The sequence below is a fragment of the Thermoleptolyngbya sichuanensis A183 genome (assembly GCF_013177315.1).
GTDB lineage: Bacteria > Cyanobacteriota > Cyanobacteriia > Elainellales > Elainellaceae > Thermoleptolyngbya > Thermoleptolyngbya sichuanensis.
The window spans coordinates 1,495,035-1,508,994 of record NZ_CP053661.1; the positions used below are offsets into that span (position 1 = coordinate 1,495,035).

Here is a 13,960-nt window from a genome sequence, read left to right on the forward strand (position 1 = left end):
GGATTTGCCATTGGATACGGCTAATGAATACGGCTAATGAATACGGCTAGTACAGTAGCGAGCGCCGGGGTGCGCGGTAGGGCAAAGCAATGTTAATCGGCGGGCGGTATGAAACGATTCGAGAATTAGGGCGCGGGGGCTTTGGCAAGACGTATCTGGCCGAAGACACTTACCGTCGCAATAGCCCCAAGTGCGTGGTCAAAAAGATTCAGCCCCAGTCGAAGCTGCCGTCGGTGTTGGCTCCAGCGCGATCGCTCTTTGAAGCCGAGGTCGAGAAGCTGTATCTGATCGGCAAGCACGACCAGATTCCCAAACTTTACGACCATTTGGAGCAGGGTGGCGAGTTTTATCTGGTGCAAGAGCTGATCGACGGGCACGATTTGCGGCAGTCGCTCTTTTTGGGCGATCGCCGCGATGAGAAAGAAGTGCTGGGCTTTTTGCATGAGGTGCTAGAGATCCTCGCAGTGGCCCATGCCCAGAACGTCGTGCATCAAGACCTGAAGCCACAAAACCTGCTGCGCCGCTGGAGCGACAAAAAGCTAGTGCTGATCGACTTTGGCAATGTCAAGGTGATCCGCCATTTGATGGTGAATGCCGAGGGCAAGCCCTACTTTACGCAGACCGTTGGTACGGCGGGCTACGTGCCGCCCGAACAGTCTGCCGGACAGCCCATTCCTGCCAGCGACCTTTATGCGCTGGGAATGCTGGCAATTCAGGCGCTCACGGGCTATTCTCCCAAACAGCTTCCCCGCGATCCGGCGACAGGCGAAATCGCATGGCGGGACGAGGCGCGGGTCAGCGCTCAGCTTGCCGATGCGCTGGATGGCATGGTGCGTCAATCCGTCGAGCAGCGCTTCCAGTCCGTGGCCGAGGTGCTGGCGGCGCTGCCTGCACTGCCGACTGCAAAAACCCTCTCCCCAGAAGAACTCGCTAGCTTTTTGGGCGAGCCAGAACCGCCGCGCTATGAACTGGCGATCGCCCCCCAGTTTGACCTAGCACGAAACTTTTCTGAGGGGCTGGCGGCCGTCGTGCTAAAGAATCGCCTCGGCTACATCAGCACGTCTGGCGAAATTGCCATCCCGCTCAAAATCGAAGTCGATCCCATCGGCATCTACCGCGAAGGGGCCTACGAGTTCTCTGAGGGGCTAGCGCGAATCTCCGTTGGGCAGCGCTGGGGCTACATCAATGATCTGGGAAAACTGGCGATCGCCCCCCAGTTCGACAGCGCTGAAAACTTCGTCAACGGGCTGGCGCGGGTCGAGCAAAACCACCGCTACGGCTACATCGACACGCGGGGGCAATGGCTGATCAAGCCGCAGTTTGAGAGTGCCGCGCCCGCCTTCCGCGAAGGATTGGCGGGGGTGGAAATCGACCATCGCTACGGCTATATCAGCCCCGCCGGAAAAGTCATCATCCCGCCCCAGTTCGACAGCGCCGACGAGTTCTCCGAAGGGCTGGCCCGCGTCACGCTCCAGGGCAAATACGGCTTTATCGACAAAACGGGCGCACTGGTGATTCCTGCCGAGTTTGACGTGGCCCACACGTTTCAAAATGGGCTGGCGCGAGTCCGCATCGACGGGCGCTACGGCTACATCAACCCCGCAGGCGAACTCGTCATCCCCGCCCAGTTCGACGACACCTTTAGCTTCACCGATGGACTCGCCCTCGTGCGCCACGAAGACCGCTATGGCTATATTGCTCCAGAGGGCAAAGTCGTCATTCCGCTGAAGTTTGAAGATGCCTTTCCCTTTTCTGAAGGTCTGGCCGCCGTGAAGCTGGGCGGACTCTGGGGCTTTATCGATCTCCAGGGAACCTTCGTGGTTGAGCCGCAGTTTGCCGACGCTGGCTCCTTTCATGGCGATCGCGCTGCGGTCAAGCAAGGCGGGCGGTGGGGGTATTTGGGCAGGGCGTGAGGGAAGAGGAAAGAAGAAAGAAGAACGAAGAGGGAAGAAAAATGAAGAACGAAGCTTTTTCCTTTTTCGTTTTTCCTTCTTCATTTTTTCTGCTGTCACCCCGTCACGCCGTCGCACCCCTGAAGCCCTACATACACCAGCGCCAGCAGGCTCAGCAGCACCAAAATTTTCAGCCCTTTGGTAAATCGCCTAGGGAAACCTTTTGCCAATTTGCGAGTCGGAGGCATAAGTGTCGGAGGTATTACGTACAGCGCCGCCATGCAGTATGGGTCAATCTGTGCCTAACATTCTAGTGGGCAAGAATGAGCTTAGCTAGAGCAGACCAATCCTGATTCCCCGGAAACCCTCTCCCGAAATATCCCGAAATAGTCTATGGAACGTCGCACCTTTCTCGGACTGACTGCCGCCAGTGCTGCCAGCGCTGCCCTGCCTGCTTGTCGATCTGCCGAGCCGCCCGGCCCGCCTGCGGCAGGAGGCACTTTTCAACAGGTGGGAACCCTGAGCCAGCTTGCCCAGAGTGGCGATCGCCTCAATACCCAAGTGGGCACTGCCCCCATCACCCTGCTCAAAAATCCCGACAGCGGCGACCTCATGGCCGTCAGCCGGATCTGTCCCCATGCGGGATGCACCGTCGAATGGCGAGAGCAAACCGTCCTCTTTGCCTGCCCCTGCCACAATTCCCTCTTTTCGCCGACGGGCGGAGTCGTGCAGGGCCCTGCAAACCGGGCGCTGGCGACCTATCCTGTCAAGGTAGAGGGTGAGACGATTTTGGTACAGGGGTAAGACGAGTGGCAGAGGGTTGGAGTATTGAAGTGCCAGAAACGCAGTTGGACGATTTCTCGCGGGCGCAGCCCGCGAGAAATCGTCCAAAACCCAAAGAGCTTATCGCAAGTGCGTAAGTCCTGAAAGTGACAAAGTGACCGCGTTTTGAAATAATCCAACCCATCACCCTCATCCCCCTAGACACAGTTCAACCAACGGTCTAAATTCTCTAAATAACGTTTTGGCTGCAATGCGATGACTCAGACCGTCAAGCAGGTTGGCGAGGTGCAGGTGCGCCCAGTGCTATCGCCGGGCGACCAGGAGCTATTCCTGGATGTGCCGTCGGTGGTATATGCGGGCGATCGCCACTGGGTTCCGCCCCTCCGCAGCAGCATCGCCAAGTATTTCAAACCTGAGAATACCTTTTTTGAATACGGGCGCTTGCAGCAGTTCATCGCCACGCGCTTTGGGCCAAACGGCACGCAGCCCGTGGGGCGTGTGGTGGCTGCGGTGAACGATCGCCTGATTGCGCGAGAGGGCGAAAATATTGGATTGGTGGGCTTTTTTGAATGCATCGACGAAGCCGAAGTCGGCAAGGCCCTGCTCGACTCGGCCTGCGACTGGCTGCGGCAGCAGGGCATGAGCCAGGCGCGAGGCCCCATCGACCTATCAACCCACAACAACTGCCTATTTTTGGTAGACGGGTTCGACTCCATGCCCTATATGATGATGCCCTACAACCCGCGCCACTATCCCCGCCTGTTTGAGCAACACGGCTGGCAAAAAGCCAAAGATGCCTACGCCTATCTACTGGATCTCACAAAGCCCCTGCCCCCAGAGTTTGAGCGGGCACACCGCATTGCCTCAAAATCAGGCATCACCTTCCGCAACCTGCGACTCAAGGGCGATGAATTTATCGAAGACTGCACCGCAATTTATCACCTGTTCAACAAAGCTTTTGCCGACAACTGGAGTTCTACACCGCGCACGCTAGAGGAATTTCTGGAAGAGGCCAAATCGCTTCAGGATATTGCTGACCCTGACGTGTTCATCATTGCAGAATACGAGGGCGAAATGGTGGGCTTCTTTATGGCACTGCCCAACTACAGCCCCGTGCTGCAAAAGGTGAATGGCAAGCTAGACTGGCTGGGCATTCTGAAATTTCTCTGGTATCGCCGCAGCATCGATACGGGGCGCGTCGTGGCGATCTGCTCCCTGCCGGAATATATCCGCAAACTGGTGCCAATGGCATTGATTTATCTGGGGCGAGAGGGCGGTGTGACCAAGCGCAAACCTTACCGCGAAGCAGAACTCTCCTGGGTATATGAAGACAACATGCCATCACGTAAGATTATCGAAGCGACGGGCGCGAAGATTTACAAGACCTATCGCATTTACCAAAAGAGTTTGTGATGAGGGAATCAGGAGCGATGAGTCATAGACGGATGGGCTGGGCAAGGTTGACGGTTTTGGGGACGATCCTGGGGGCGATCGCCCTGGCATCTTGCCGAGATCCCCGAACCAGCGACGGAACGCCCCCTCCCGCCACGCCTGTTGCGCCCGCCTCACCTGATGTCCCCATATCCAGGCAGCCCGTTACCTGCAACACGACCAACTACTTTGCCGAAGTGCTGTGGGAAAACAACCAGCCCTTGATGTCGTTTTTGCAAAAGCCTAATCTAAACAACCTCAGCCGCGCACCGGGCGTAACAGTCACCAGCAATCCCGACGGCAGCACTACCTATGGATATAAAGGTGAAGCCATTTTCTACGCCCGCGTCTTTCCCGATGGCACCTGCTTTGTGCAATCCCTGACCAGTTCGGGGCAACTCCTCGTCGAAGAGTCCGGCAGAATTGCCGAGTTCACGCCCGCCCCGCCGCCCCCCGCGCCAACTCCCGCGCCGCCCGTCACCGTAGCTCCGGAGGAACCCAACCAGGACAACCTATCCATGACCTGCAACGGCACGGTGCAAGATCGCGTTGATTTCACCGCCTTCTACACTCGTGAAGCCGGGTTTAGCCGCGTCGAGTTTCGCCCCCGCACGTCCACCAACGTCCTCACCTCCAGCCTGTCCTACGTCGGCAAAAACGCCGCCGGAGAAACCATCTGGAAAGGCAATGTGGCCCAGATGGCAGACACTACGCTGGTTCACCTGTCGCCCTTTCCTGCCAAGCGCGGCGATCAGGTGTCGGTCAGCTACGACGGTCAATGGGGACGAGCGACCTGCCAATAGGAATTAGGGAGCAGGGTTTTGGATTTTAGATTGGGGATTTTGGATTGTGGATGTTGGATTGTGGAATCAGCCCAATCCCGCTGCCAAAGCCAAACGCCCCAATTTCCAAGCCTGTATCCTCGCCAAAATCCAAAATCCAAAATCCCACCATGCCTCGTCCGTTTCACGTTGCGTTTCCTGTCCAAGATCTATCTGCAACCCGTGTCTTTTATGAGGCTGTTTTGGGTTGTGCGGTAGGCAGAACCGATTCGCGATGGATTGACTTCAACCTGTTTGGGCATCAGGTGACGGCGCATTTAGTGGACGATGCCCCAGGGGTAATGGGCACCAATGCCACCAATCTAGTCGGTAGCAAAGCAGTGCCCACCCAGCACTGGGGCGTGATTTTGGAGATGGATGAGTGGGAGGCGCTGGCAGAAAGGCTGCGATCGCACGGCGTGGCGTTCATCATTGAGCCGTATACTCGCTTCAAAGGCGAAGTGGGCGAACAGGCAACGATGTTTTTCCTCGACCCCAGCAGCAATGCGCTAGAGTTCAAGGCGTTTGCAGACGATGCAGCGATCTTTGCCACGTCGTAGCTTGGGAAATCCGTCATCCGTCATCGCTTATCCGTTATCCCTTAAAGGAAGGAGAGAGGGAGGGCGATCGCCCTCCCTCTCTCCCAATCATTACTCCCAATCATCACCCTGCTAGCGTGAGCCAGAGCCTCGATAAATGCGATCCTGCTGTTCTGGCGACAGGCGCGTGCGAGGAAACCAGTGCGCCCCGCGAGACGCGCCTGAGCTAGAAGTTTCTGACGCAGCAGGTGGGGCAGACGTTACGCCCTTAGATGCGCCATTACCCGCGCCAGTGCCGTTCGATGCGCCATTGCCGTTCAACGCGCCAGCACTACTACCGTCGCTGTTGCCCGAACTGCTGCTAGCGCTGTTGACATACCAGGTATTGCTGGTGTTGGTACTGCTGCTTTTGCTGCTGGCAGCGCTAGCCGCCGAACCTGCCGGAATCTCACAGGTGATCGGCGCATCCGTCAGCAAATCGGGATCTAGCTCGTCTTCCGGAAGCTGGGCATGGGGTGGAATGTAGGCGTGCTTTTCGGCATCGTAGGCCCACACCTCGCCGCGATCCATGTCGTAGATCCAGGCGTAAATCTTGAGCGTGCCGTCGTATAGCTTGGAGTGAATCGACGGATAGGTTTTTAGGTTTTCGATCTGCGTCAGGACGTTTTCTGCAATCGTGGCGTTTAGCAGTTCCTCGCCCTCTAGGTGGGTGTAGTTTTCCTTGATCAGCAGACGAGTAGCCTCGGCGTGCTTTAGCCAGTTGTAGACCAAGGGCATCTTTTCCTCTAGCGTGTTCAGCTTGAGCAGCCCTTTCATCGCGCCGCAGTGAGAGTGGCCACAAATCACGATATCGCGAATGCCCAGCGCTTCTACCGCATACTCGATCGACGCGCCCTCGCCGCCGTTGGTTGCGCCATAGGGCGGAATGATATTGCCTGCGTTGCGGATTACAAAAATCTCGCCCGGTTCAGCGTTGGTCAACAGTTCCGGTCCAACCCGCGAATCGGCACAGCAGACAATCAGCGCCATCGGATGCTGCCCTTGTGCCAATTCTTCGTAGAGGTCGATATGAGTGCAATAGAAGCTCTTTTTGAACTCACGCAGACCCTTAATTAATTCTTTCATGGCGAGATGCCTTGGGCGATGAAAATACGGGAAGAGGGGGTTAAAAGGCGCTTGCTTTGACCAACTTACTCTCTCTGACTAAATCTAATCTCTGAATCAATCTACAGAGAACGGGCAAAGTCGGTGCGTCTTAGCAAGCAATCTTTATTATCGAACAGCACGGCCCGTCTTAGTGTTTATGGATGCTAATCGGAGCAATAAGCAAGGGAGAGAAGTCGGCAGCCTAGACTAAACCCGCGCCAAAGCCCTGGCTCCTGCCCTTGTTTTCCTGAAATCGGCGGCAATTCTTCCTGCCAGCGTCTCTCACACTACAATGAGATGCAGCCTGCTGAAACGCAGTGCGATGCAGCCTGTAAACGCCCTCTGATTTAACTCGCAACACAACCCATGACCGCTGACACCCCGAATTCCTCCCTGAATCGTCTCAATCGTTTTGACTGGCGGCTGTGGAATCGCTTCGTGGCGATCGCCCAGCCCTACTGGTTTCCCACCGGGCGCGGCGGCTGGCAGTTTTTTGTGCTGCTGGGGCTATTGATTGTGTTTCTGTTTGCGCTATTGGCCACGGTGGTGGGCCTGCTCACGCTTGCGATCGAACGAGGCTTTCCCGAATTCATGGCAGAAACCGCAGGCGGCATGGTGTCTTTGGCAAATACGCTGTTCAGCCCGCCGATGGTGTTTGTGCTGACGGCGGGGCTGATTGTGCCCTGGATTGCGTTCTTTTTTGCGCGAGACAAGGTGCTACCGCGCTGGCAGCAGTGGACGTTTTTGGCGGCGCTGCTGCTGCTACTGCTGTGTGTCAGCGGCATGAACGTAGTGATCAGCTTTGTGGGCAATTTCTTCACCACGGCGCTGGCGGAAAAAGATGCGCCGACGTTCTGGCGATTTTTCATCGTGTATGCGGGCGTGTTTGCGATCGCCACTCCCTTTGTGGTGTTCTACCGCTATGTGCAAGACCTGCTGGGGCTGCGCTGGCGCGAGTGGATGACCAATAGCTTTTTGGGACAATACTTCAGCAATCGCGCCTATTACAACCTCAACTCAGACGACCTGATCGACAATCCCGACCAGCGCATCTCCCAAGACATCAACTCCTTCACAAGCTACAGCCTCAACTTCCTGCTGATCTTTCTGGGGTCAATCATCGACGTGATTTCCTTCACGGGCATCTTGCTGTCCAAGTCTGTCGGTCTGACCGTATTTCTGATTTTTTACGCCCTAGTGGGAACGGTCGTTGTGGCGCTGCTGGGGCGACGGCTGATTTCGCTCAATTTCAACCAGCTCAAAAAGGAAGCCGATTTTCGCTACGGGCTGGTGCATGTGCGCGACAATGCCGAATCGATTGCCTTCTACCAGGGCGAAGCGCAGGAGGCAGGGCAACTCCAGCGACGGTTTGTAGAGGTGCTGCGGAACTACCATTTCCTGATTGGCTGGCAGCGAACGATGGGCTTTTTTCGCACGCCCTACCGATATCTCACCTTCATTCTGCCGTCTGCGATTCTGGCTCCGATGCTGTTTCAAGACCAGATTCGATTTGGCGACATCAGCCAGGCCAACTTCGCCTTTTCCCAAATCTTTGAAGCCTTTGCCCTAGTCGTTTTGCAAATCAACCAGCTCAGCGAATTTGCGGCTGGCGTAAACCGTTTAGAAACCTTTACCGAGTCCCTCCAAGACAAGGTAGACAAGCCCCTGGAAGCAGGCGAAACTGCCATTGATACTGTGGAAGATTCTCAAATCTCGCTGGAGCATGTGACGCTGGTGACCCCCAAAAATCAGCGCCTCCTAGTCCGCGATTTGTCCGTCAAGCTGGAGCCAGGTCAGGGACTGGTGATCGTGGGCCACAGCGGCGCGGGCAAGAGTTCCATTTTGCGGGCGATCGCCGGATTGTGGAACCAGGGCACCGGTCGCATTGTCCGCCCCGACCTAGACGAAATGCTGTTTTTGCCCCAGCGGCCCTACATGGTGCTGGGCACGCTGCGCGACCAGTTGCTCTATCCCCATCCCGACGCACTCATTGACGAGGGGCAGTTGCGCTACGCCCTAGAACAGGTGAATCTGTCGGATTTGCCGGAGCGGGTCGGCGGCTTTGACGTGGAGCTAGACTGGGCCAACGTGCTGTCTTTGGGCGAACAGCAGCGCCTCGCCTTTGCCCGCCTGCTGCTGACCCGGCCGCGCTACGCCATTCTAGACGAGGCCACCAGCGCTCTGGATTTGGCAAACGAGCGCCGCCTCTACGACCAACTCCGCCAAAAAGACACCACCTACATCAGCGTTGGCCATCGCCCCAGCCTGCTGAAATATCACGACTACGTGCTGGAACTCACAGGCGACACCACTTGGCGGCTCACGCCCACGGCTGAATATCAGCCCGATGATTACGTTTTCGCCTGATTTCCCGATCAATTCGATTCAATTCGCTTCGATCTATATCTTCGATCTGTATCAATGCTTCGATGAATGGTTCTCGACCCTAACCTTACGCTCCCTGGCGACTCACCCGTCCTCGATCCGGTGGATGCGCTGCTGAGTCGCTTTACCCATTTTGGCGTGGAACTGGGGCTAGAGCGGATTTCGCGGCTGCTGGCGGCGCTGGGAAATCCCCAGCGACAAGTGCCCGTGCTGCACATCGCAGGCAGTAATGGCAAAGGATCTGTATGTGCCTATTTGTCTGCCGTGCTGATGCAGGCGGGCTATCGAGTGGGACGCTATACATCCCCCCATTTGGAACACTGGTGCGAACGGATCTGGCTCAACGGCGAGGATATCTCGGTGAACGCGCTGCACTCGCTTTTGGAAGAAGTCGTGGCCGCGATTGATCCCAACTACCCGTCGCCCACCCAGTTTGAAGTGGTCACTGCTGCGGCATGGCTATACTTTGCGCGACAGCAGGTCGATGTAGCGGTGATGGAAGTGGGGCTGGGCGGGCGGCTGGATGCCACCAATGTGTGCGATCGCCCCCTCGTCAGCCTCATCACCTCCCTCAGCCGCGAACACTGGCAGCGCCTCGGCCCCACCCTGGCCGACATCACCGGCGAAAAAGCCGGAATCCTGAAAGCTCGCTGTCCAGCGGCGATCGCCCCCCAGCCACCAGAAGCCGCCGCCGTGCTGCAAGCCCGTCTGCACGCGCTCCAGTGTCCTGCGATCTGGGTGCAGCCTGCGGTCGATCTGGGCAACGGCTGGGCCGAGTGGCAGTGGGATGGCGGGTTAGGTAGCGAGATAGGCAACGAGATAGATAACGCCCCACGCCCCAAAGCCACCATCTCCTACCCGCTACCCCTCCCCGGCGCACACCAGCTCACCAACTCCGCCGTTGCCCTAGCTGCCTTGCAGCTGCTGCGGCTGCGGGGGTGGGCCATTTCGGATGCAGACATCGTGGCAGGCATGGCCAGGACGCAGTGGCGCGGCCGGATGCAGTGGATGGACTGGCAAGGGCATCGGCTGCTGATCGACGGGGCGCACAATCCGGCTGGGGCGATCGCCCTCCGGCAGTATGTCGATCAGCAAATCGAGCAGGGCGATATTGCTCCGCAACGCTGGCGCAACCGCCGCTCGTCCCCTATCACTTGGGTCATCGGTATGATCGGCACGAAGGATCACGCGGACGTATTTCGGGCGCTGCTGCGGCCGGGCGATCGCCTCCATCTTGTCCCTGTTCCAGAGCATTCTCCCGTTGACCTGGAAAAGCTGGCCGCGCTGGCCACCGAGGCACAGCCGCAACTGGCGCGATCGCAACAGCATTCGGACGTATGGCCAGCACTGGAGGCGGCCTTCAGTGTCTCTGAAGAGTCTGCCCCTGGTGCTACACAATCGGGCGATGGCGCACCCTTGGTCGTGTTGTGTGGATCGCTGTATCTGATTGGGCATTTCCTGAAGCGCTGTCGGCTGACAAGCACCAAGAATCTTGCGTAATCTGGTTCATTTTTGGCGCAAGTGACATAGGATGTAAGCGCATAGAGAGCAGGCGATAGACAAACTCGTATAGAGCGTCCGCTTGGTTTATCAAAACGCTAAACAAGACCGTTTCATCTGAGAGTTGCGCTATGAGTAGGATTAAACATCGGGGAACCTCCGCCGCGACGCTGGTGTTTTTGCTATCGGCCGCGATCGCACCGTCCATCGCGGGGACTGCTGCCTGGAAGACAATGGGACTAGCGCCGGCCCTGGCTCAAAGCGGCACAACCGGATTTGCGCTGCCTGCCAGCGTTCCCAGCGGCACTCGTATCAATATCAACGGCTCCCCCAGCCTCAGCGCAATTAACCAGGCGTTCAAACAGCAGTTTGAATCCCGTTATCCAGGTACTCAGGTCAACCTTTCTGCCGACGGGGCCGAGGATGCGTTGCAGGCGGTGGATGCGGGCCGGGTAGATCTAGCGGCGATCGCCCGTCCGCTGACGGATGCCGAAAAAGCGCGAGGGCTGGTGGCGGTGCCTGCGGGACGGCGCAAAATTGCCTTTATCGTCGGCAGCAACAATCCGTTTAATGGCAGCCTCAGCGATGAAGCCGTGTCCCAAATTTACTGGGGCGATGTAACGGATTGGTCTGCTTTTGGCGGTGCGCCAGGAGCGATTCGCCCCATCGACCGACCCGAAGGCAGTGACCTGCGGCGGGCGATCGCCAGCTATGACAAATATCGAAGTCGTCCCTTTGGCAGTGGCGGCAGCGTGGTGCGGCTGAATCCAGACACCACCGATGAGCTAGTGCGGCAGTTGGGCAACGACGGCATTGGCTATGCGATCGCCGATGAGGTGCTGGGTCGCTCGGACGTTCGCGCTGTGCCGATGGACGACGTGTTGCCGTCTGACCCCCGCTATCCCTTCTCGCTGCCCGTGTTTTATGTCTACAAAGGGCCCCAGCCCAATGAGGCGGCCCAGGCGTTTCTGGGCTTTGCGACCGATGCCAATGTGCAGGCTGCGGTCAGCCCCGGTGCAAGTGGCGCACCTGTTGCCCCGCCCCCGGTCGCCGTTGCGCCGGCCTCACCCGCCGCGCCCGATGCCTCGCCCGTCGCGCCCGATGCCTCCCCAGTGCCCGATGCCTCGCCTGCGGAGCCTGCCGCAACGCCCGCGCCGGGTGAGCCTGTGCCTGGGGAAACGCCTGCGGGAACGGTTTCTCCTGCGCCAGAATCTCCGGCGGAGACTGCCGATGAGCCTGCGGAAGGCGGCAGTTTCCCCTGGTTCCTGCTGCTGGCTGTGCCGGTGCTGGGCGGGCTGCTGTGGTGGCTATTCCGCAAGCCCGAAGACGAAGCCCTGCTCGATTTGCCAGGTACGAGTCGGCTAGTGCTAACACCCCGCTCCTGCCGCGATGTCTATGCCTATTGGGAATTGTCGGAGGCGGATCGCGCATTGCTAGCAGAACAAGGCGGGCGCAATCTCCAGTTGCGGCTGTATGACGTGACGGGAAAAGACGCGAGCCGCGCCGACGAGCGCAATATGCAGCAGTTTGACTGCGACGAAAATACGCAAGATTTCCACATCCCGGTTGCCGAAGAAGCCGGAGACTACGTGGCTGAAGTCGGCTACCTGTCGAATGAGCGAGAGTGGCTGCCGTTGGCACGCTCGGCGGCGGTGCATGTACCTGCCTGCGTTCCGGGTGAAACCGAGGGCGGTTGGGCAGAGTCTGGCACTGGGTCGGGTACTGAGTCGGGCATTGCGACGGGTGCAGTGCCTCCGGTCGGCGTGCCAGCCCCGACTGCGCCGCCGATTGGGGCGATCGCCCCCAGCCGCATTATTCTGGTGCCCCGCGATGAGACCGATGCCTACGTGTATTGGGAAGTCTCGGAACAGCAGAAAGCAGCGGCGCGGCAAAACGGTGGCGAGGTGATGGCGCTGCATCTCTACGACGTGACCGAGCGCGAAGCGGGGGGTGTTCTGCGCCCTGTGCGCCAGTTCCAGTGCAACGAGGCCGTACCCGATTGCCACATCCCGATTCCGCAGCCCCATCGAGATTATCTGGTGGAACTGGGTTACGTGACGCGCGATCGCCGCTGGATCAAGCTAGCCCAGTCTGAACCTGTCCGAGTTCCCCCAGCGTCGGACGTGGTCACAGCGGAACAGGTGCTTGCGGCGGAACCTGACCCGCTCAGCAACTTAAACCTGAGCGACCTGGATCTGGACGACCTGGATCTGGACTTGTAGGATAACGCTGGCCACCGCGTGGTATCCTTAAAGCTTTGAAGAAGCTACCCGGACGAGAACCCACGGCGATTGTAGTTTCACAGTATAATCGCCGATATGGGTGAAGTTTTATTGACCTTGCCCGGTGAAGTTTTCAACTCACAAGTCCTCTACTTTAGAAAGCATCGAAGACGCAATCTGAGTAGACGGATGCCCATAGATCAACGCTGGGAGTCCTGCGCGTGTTGCAACGCAAGGCGCACAGGTTCTAGCGCGGCTCGAAGGTGTCCAACTGCTGAGATCAGCACGTCAGAAAAGCATTCTAAGGCTACTTTCACGAGGTAATCCTCACAACCCAACCATGAAACAAAAGCCGTGTGCGGAGCGGGGCATCTTGTCCCAAAACCAAACCACGCGGCGACACGCACACAATCAAGTCCCACGCCAGGGGAAGGAGACTCGAAATGACCCTAGATCAATCGCGGGCGATCGCCAGCAAGCCACTTGCAACAGCAATCGTTTCTGCCAACCCAACCTGTTTGTACCCCTGGGATACGGGACACGCCGTTGCCGAAGTGCAGGAACTCCTCTGCGCTCATGGCTATCGGGTTAAGGTGGATGGGGATTTTGGCTGGCTGACGGAAGAAGCAGTTCGCGCCTTCCAGCGCCGGCAAAATCTGCGGGTAGACGGGATCGTTGATCCAACAACCCTCGCCACCCTCAAGGCCACCCTCCAGCCCGGCTGTCGCACTCTGCGCCCTGGCCATTCTGGAGCCGATGTCTACGTATTGCAGAAAGTGCTGAATCGATTGGGCAATGCTTTGACCGTGGATGGCGTGTTTGGCGAAAAAACGGCTGAGGCGGCGATCGCCTTTCAAGCCCAAAACAGCCTCACCCCCAGCGGCACTGTCTGTCCCCGAACCTGGACGGCGCTCCACAAAGCGCTCAATCCTGACCCCCAAACTGCTCAGCCTGAGCAACCCAGGGTGAAAATGCATCGTCTGCGCCGTCTGGTGCCTGCTCTTGGGCGAGTTTAGCCGGCCGTCGCCATTGTCGAGTTGAGAGGTTTAATTATTTTGGATAGCCATAGTTGAGTGGGGCGCTTAATCAAGCGCCCCATTCTTGTTTTGTAGCGACTTTGTGTAGCGACTTTTGTAGCGTGTTCTGTAGCGATTTTGTGTAGCGACACTGAATTTTTAGCAATACAGATTAGCGATATAGGTCTTGCTGCGAAACAAAACTGCGAAACAAAACACAGTTAC

The 13,960-nt window shown here is 57.8% G+C and carries 11 protein-coding genes and 1 pseudogene; 9 read left to right on the plus strand and 3 right to left on the minus strand.

Going from position 1 to position 13,960, the window contains the following annotated elements; genetic code table 11:
• Positions 1-89 precede the first annotated feature (89 nt).
• Positions 90-1,913 carry a WG repeat-containing protein gene (locus HPC62_RS06370; protein WP_172354261.1) on the plus strand — a complete coding sequence of 608 codons (1,824 nt, stop codon included), beginning with the start codon at positions 90-92 and terminating at the stop codon, positions 1,911-1,913.
• 95 nt (positions 1,914-2,008) lie between these two features.
• Here the strand turns inward: HPC62_RS06370 and HPC62_RS23860 are convergent, their stop codons facing one another.
• On the minus strand, positions 2,009-2,140 hold the full coding sequence (locus HPC62_RS23860) for a hypothetical protein (RefSeq protein WP_255548789.1): 132 nt from the start codon (positions 2,138-2,140) through the stop codon (positions 2,009-2,011).
• Between the two features lie 145 nt (positions 2,141-2,285).
• On the opposite strand from HPC62_RS23860, the gene HPC62_RS06375 reads away from it, so the two are divergent.
• From HPC62_RS06375 to HPC62_RS06385, 3 genes are all read left to right on the plus strand, one after another.
• Entirely contained in the window at positions 2,286-2,696 is a 411-nt protein-coding gene (locus HPC62_RS06375; RefSeq protein ID WP_172354262.1) for a QcrA and Rieske domain-containing protein, read from the plus strand.
• Positions 2,697-2,930: 234 nt separating this feature from the next.
• The gene (locus HPC62_RS06380; protein ID WP_172354263.1) at positions 2,931-4,088 is read left to right on the plus strand and encodes a hypothetical protein; all 1,158 of its coding nucleotides are present in this window, start codon (positions 2,931-2,933) and stop codon (positions 4,086-4,088) included.
• 17 nt (positions 4,089-4,105) lie between these two features.
• On the plus strand, positions 4,106-4,909 hold the full coding sequence (locus tag HPC62_RS06385; protein WP_172354264.1) for a hypothetical protein: 804 nt from the start codon (positions 4,106-4,108) through the stop codon (positions 4,907-4,909).
• A gap of 25 nt (positions 4,910-4,934) precedes the next feature.
• On the opposite strand, the gene HPC62_RS23865 is transcribed toward HPC62_RS06385, so the two are convergent.
• Positions 4,935-5,060 carry a hypothetical protein gene (locus HPC62_RS23865; RefSeq protein ID WP_255548788.1) on the minus strand — a complete coding sequence of 42 codons (126 nt, stop codon included), beginning with the start codon at positions 5,058-5,060 and terminating at the stop codon, positions 4,935-4,937.
• Here HPC62_RS23865 and HPC62_RS06390 point away from each other — a divergent pair.
• Positions 5,044-5,487 (plus strand): VOC family protein, encoded by a 444-nt coding sequence (locus tag HPC62_RS06390; RefSeq protein ID WP_390820338.1) that lies wholly within the window; start codon positions 5,044-5,046, stop codon positions 5,485-5,487. The genes HPC62_RS23865 and HPC62_RS06390 overlap by 17 nt on opposite strands.
• A 453-nt stretch (positions 5,488-5,940) precedes the next feature.
• Here HPC62_RS06390 and HPC62_RS06395 read toward each other — a convergent pair.
• Positions 5,941-6,591: pseudogene (locus tag HPC62_RS06395) on the minus strand (carbonic anhydrase); the annotation flags it as partial.
• Positions 6,592-6,978: 387 nt separating this feature from the next.
• Here HPC62_RS06395 and HPC62_RS06400 point away from each other — a divergent pair.
• The 4 genes from HPC62_RS06400 to HPC62_RS06415 all read left to right on the plus strand — a co-directional run bounded on the left by HPC62_RS06400 (position 6,979) and on the right by HPC62_RS06415 (position 13,735).
• Positions 6,979-8,979 carry an ABC transporter ATP-binding protein/permease gene (locus tag HPC62_RS06400; RefSeq protein ID WP_172354267.1) on the plus strand — a complete coding sequence of 667 codons (2,001 nt, stop codon included), beginning with the start codon at positions 6,979-6,981 and terminating at the stop codon, positions 8,977-8,979.
• A 66-nt stretch (positions 8,980-9,045) separates the two neighbouring features.
• Positions 9,046-10,497: a bifunctional folylpolyglutamate synthase/dihydrofolate synthase gene (locus tag HPC62_RS06405; RefSeq protein ID WP_172354268.1), complete on the plus strand. Its 1,452-nt coding sequence runs from the start codon at positions 9,046-9,048 to the stop codon at positions 10,495-10,497.
• Positions 10,498-10,628: 131 nt separating this feature from the next.
• Positions 10,629-12,719 carry a DUF4912 domain-containing protein gene (locus tag HPC62_RS06410; RefSeq protein WP_172354269.1) on the plus strand — a complete coding sequence of 697 codons (2,091 nt, stop codon included), beginning with the start codon at positions 10,629-10,631 and terminating at the stop codon, positions 12,717-12,719.
• A gap of 443 nt (positions 12,720-13,162) precedes the next feature.
• The gene (locus HPC62_RS06415; protein ID WP_172354270.1) at positions 13,163-13,735 is read left to right on the plus strand and encodes a peptidoglycan-binding domain-containing protein; all 573 of its coding nucleotides are present in this window, start codon (positions 13,163-13,165) and stop codon (positions 13,733-13,735) included.
• Positions 13,736-13,960 lie beyond the last annotated feature (225 nt).

Bases quoted from the DNA above. Each gene is read 5' to 3' on its own strand.
- HPC62_RS06370 (WP_172354261.1), top strand. From the start codon at position 90: ATGTTAATCGGCGGGCGGTATGAAACGATTCGAGAATTAGGGCGCGGG.
- HPC62_RS23860 (WP_255548789.1), bottom strand. From the start codon at position 2,140: ATGCCTCCGACTCGCAAATTGGCAAAAGGTTTCCCTAGGCGATTTACC.
- HPC62_RS06375 (WP_172354262.1), top strand. From the start codon at position 2,286: ATGGAACGTCGCACCTTTCTCGGACTGACTGCCGCCAGTGCTGCCAGC.
- HPC62_RS06380 (WP_172354263.1), top strand. From the start codon at position 2,931: ATGACTCAGACCGTCAAGCAGGTTGGCGAGGTGCAGGTGCGCCCAGTG.
- HPC62_RS06385 (WP_172354264.1), top strand. From the start codon at position 4,106: ATGAGTCATAGACGGATGGGCTGGGCAAGGTTGACGGTTTTGGGGACG.
- HPC62_RS23865 (WP_255548788.1), bottom strand. From the start codon at position 5,060: ATGGTGGGATTTTGGATTTTGGATTTTGGCGAGGATACAGGCTTGGAA.
- HPC62_RS06400 (WP_172354267.1), top strand. From the start codon at position 6,979: ATGACCGCTGACACCCCGAATTCCTCCCTGAATCGTCTCAATCGTTTT.
- HPC62_RS06405 (WP_172354268.1), top strand. From the start codon at position 9,046: ATGGTTCTCGACCCTAACCTTACGCTCCCTGGCGACTCACCCGTCCTC.
- HPC62_RS06410 (WP_172354269.1), top strand. From the start codon at position 10,629: ATGAGTAGGATTAAACATCGGGGAACCTCCGCCGCGACGCTGGTGTTT.
- HPC62_RS06415 (WP_172354270.1), top strand. From the start codon at position 13,163: ATGACCCTAGATCAATCGCGGGCGATCGCCAGCAAGCCACTTGCAACA.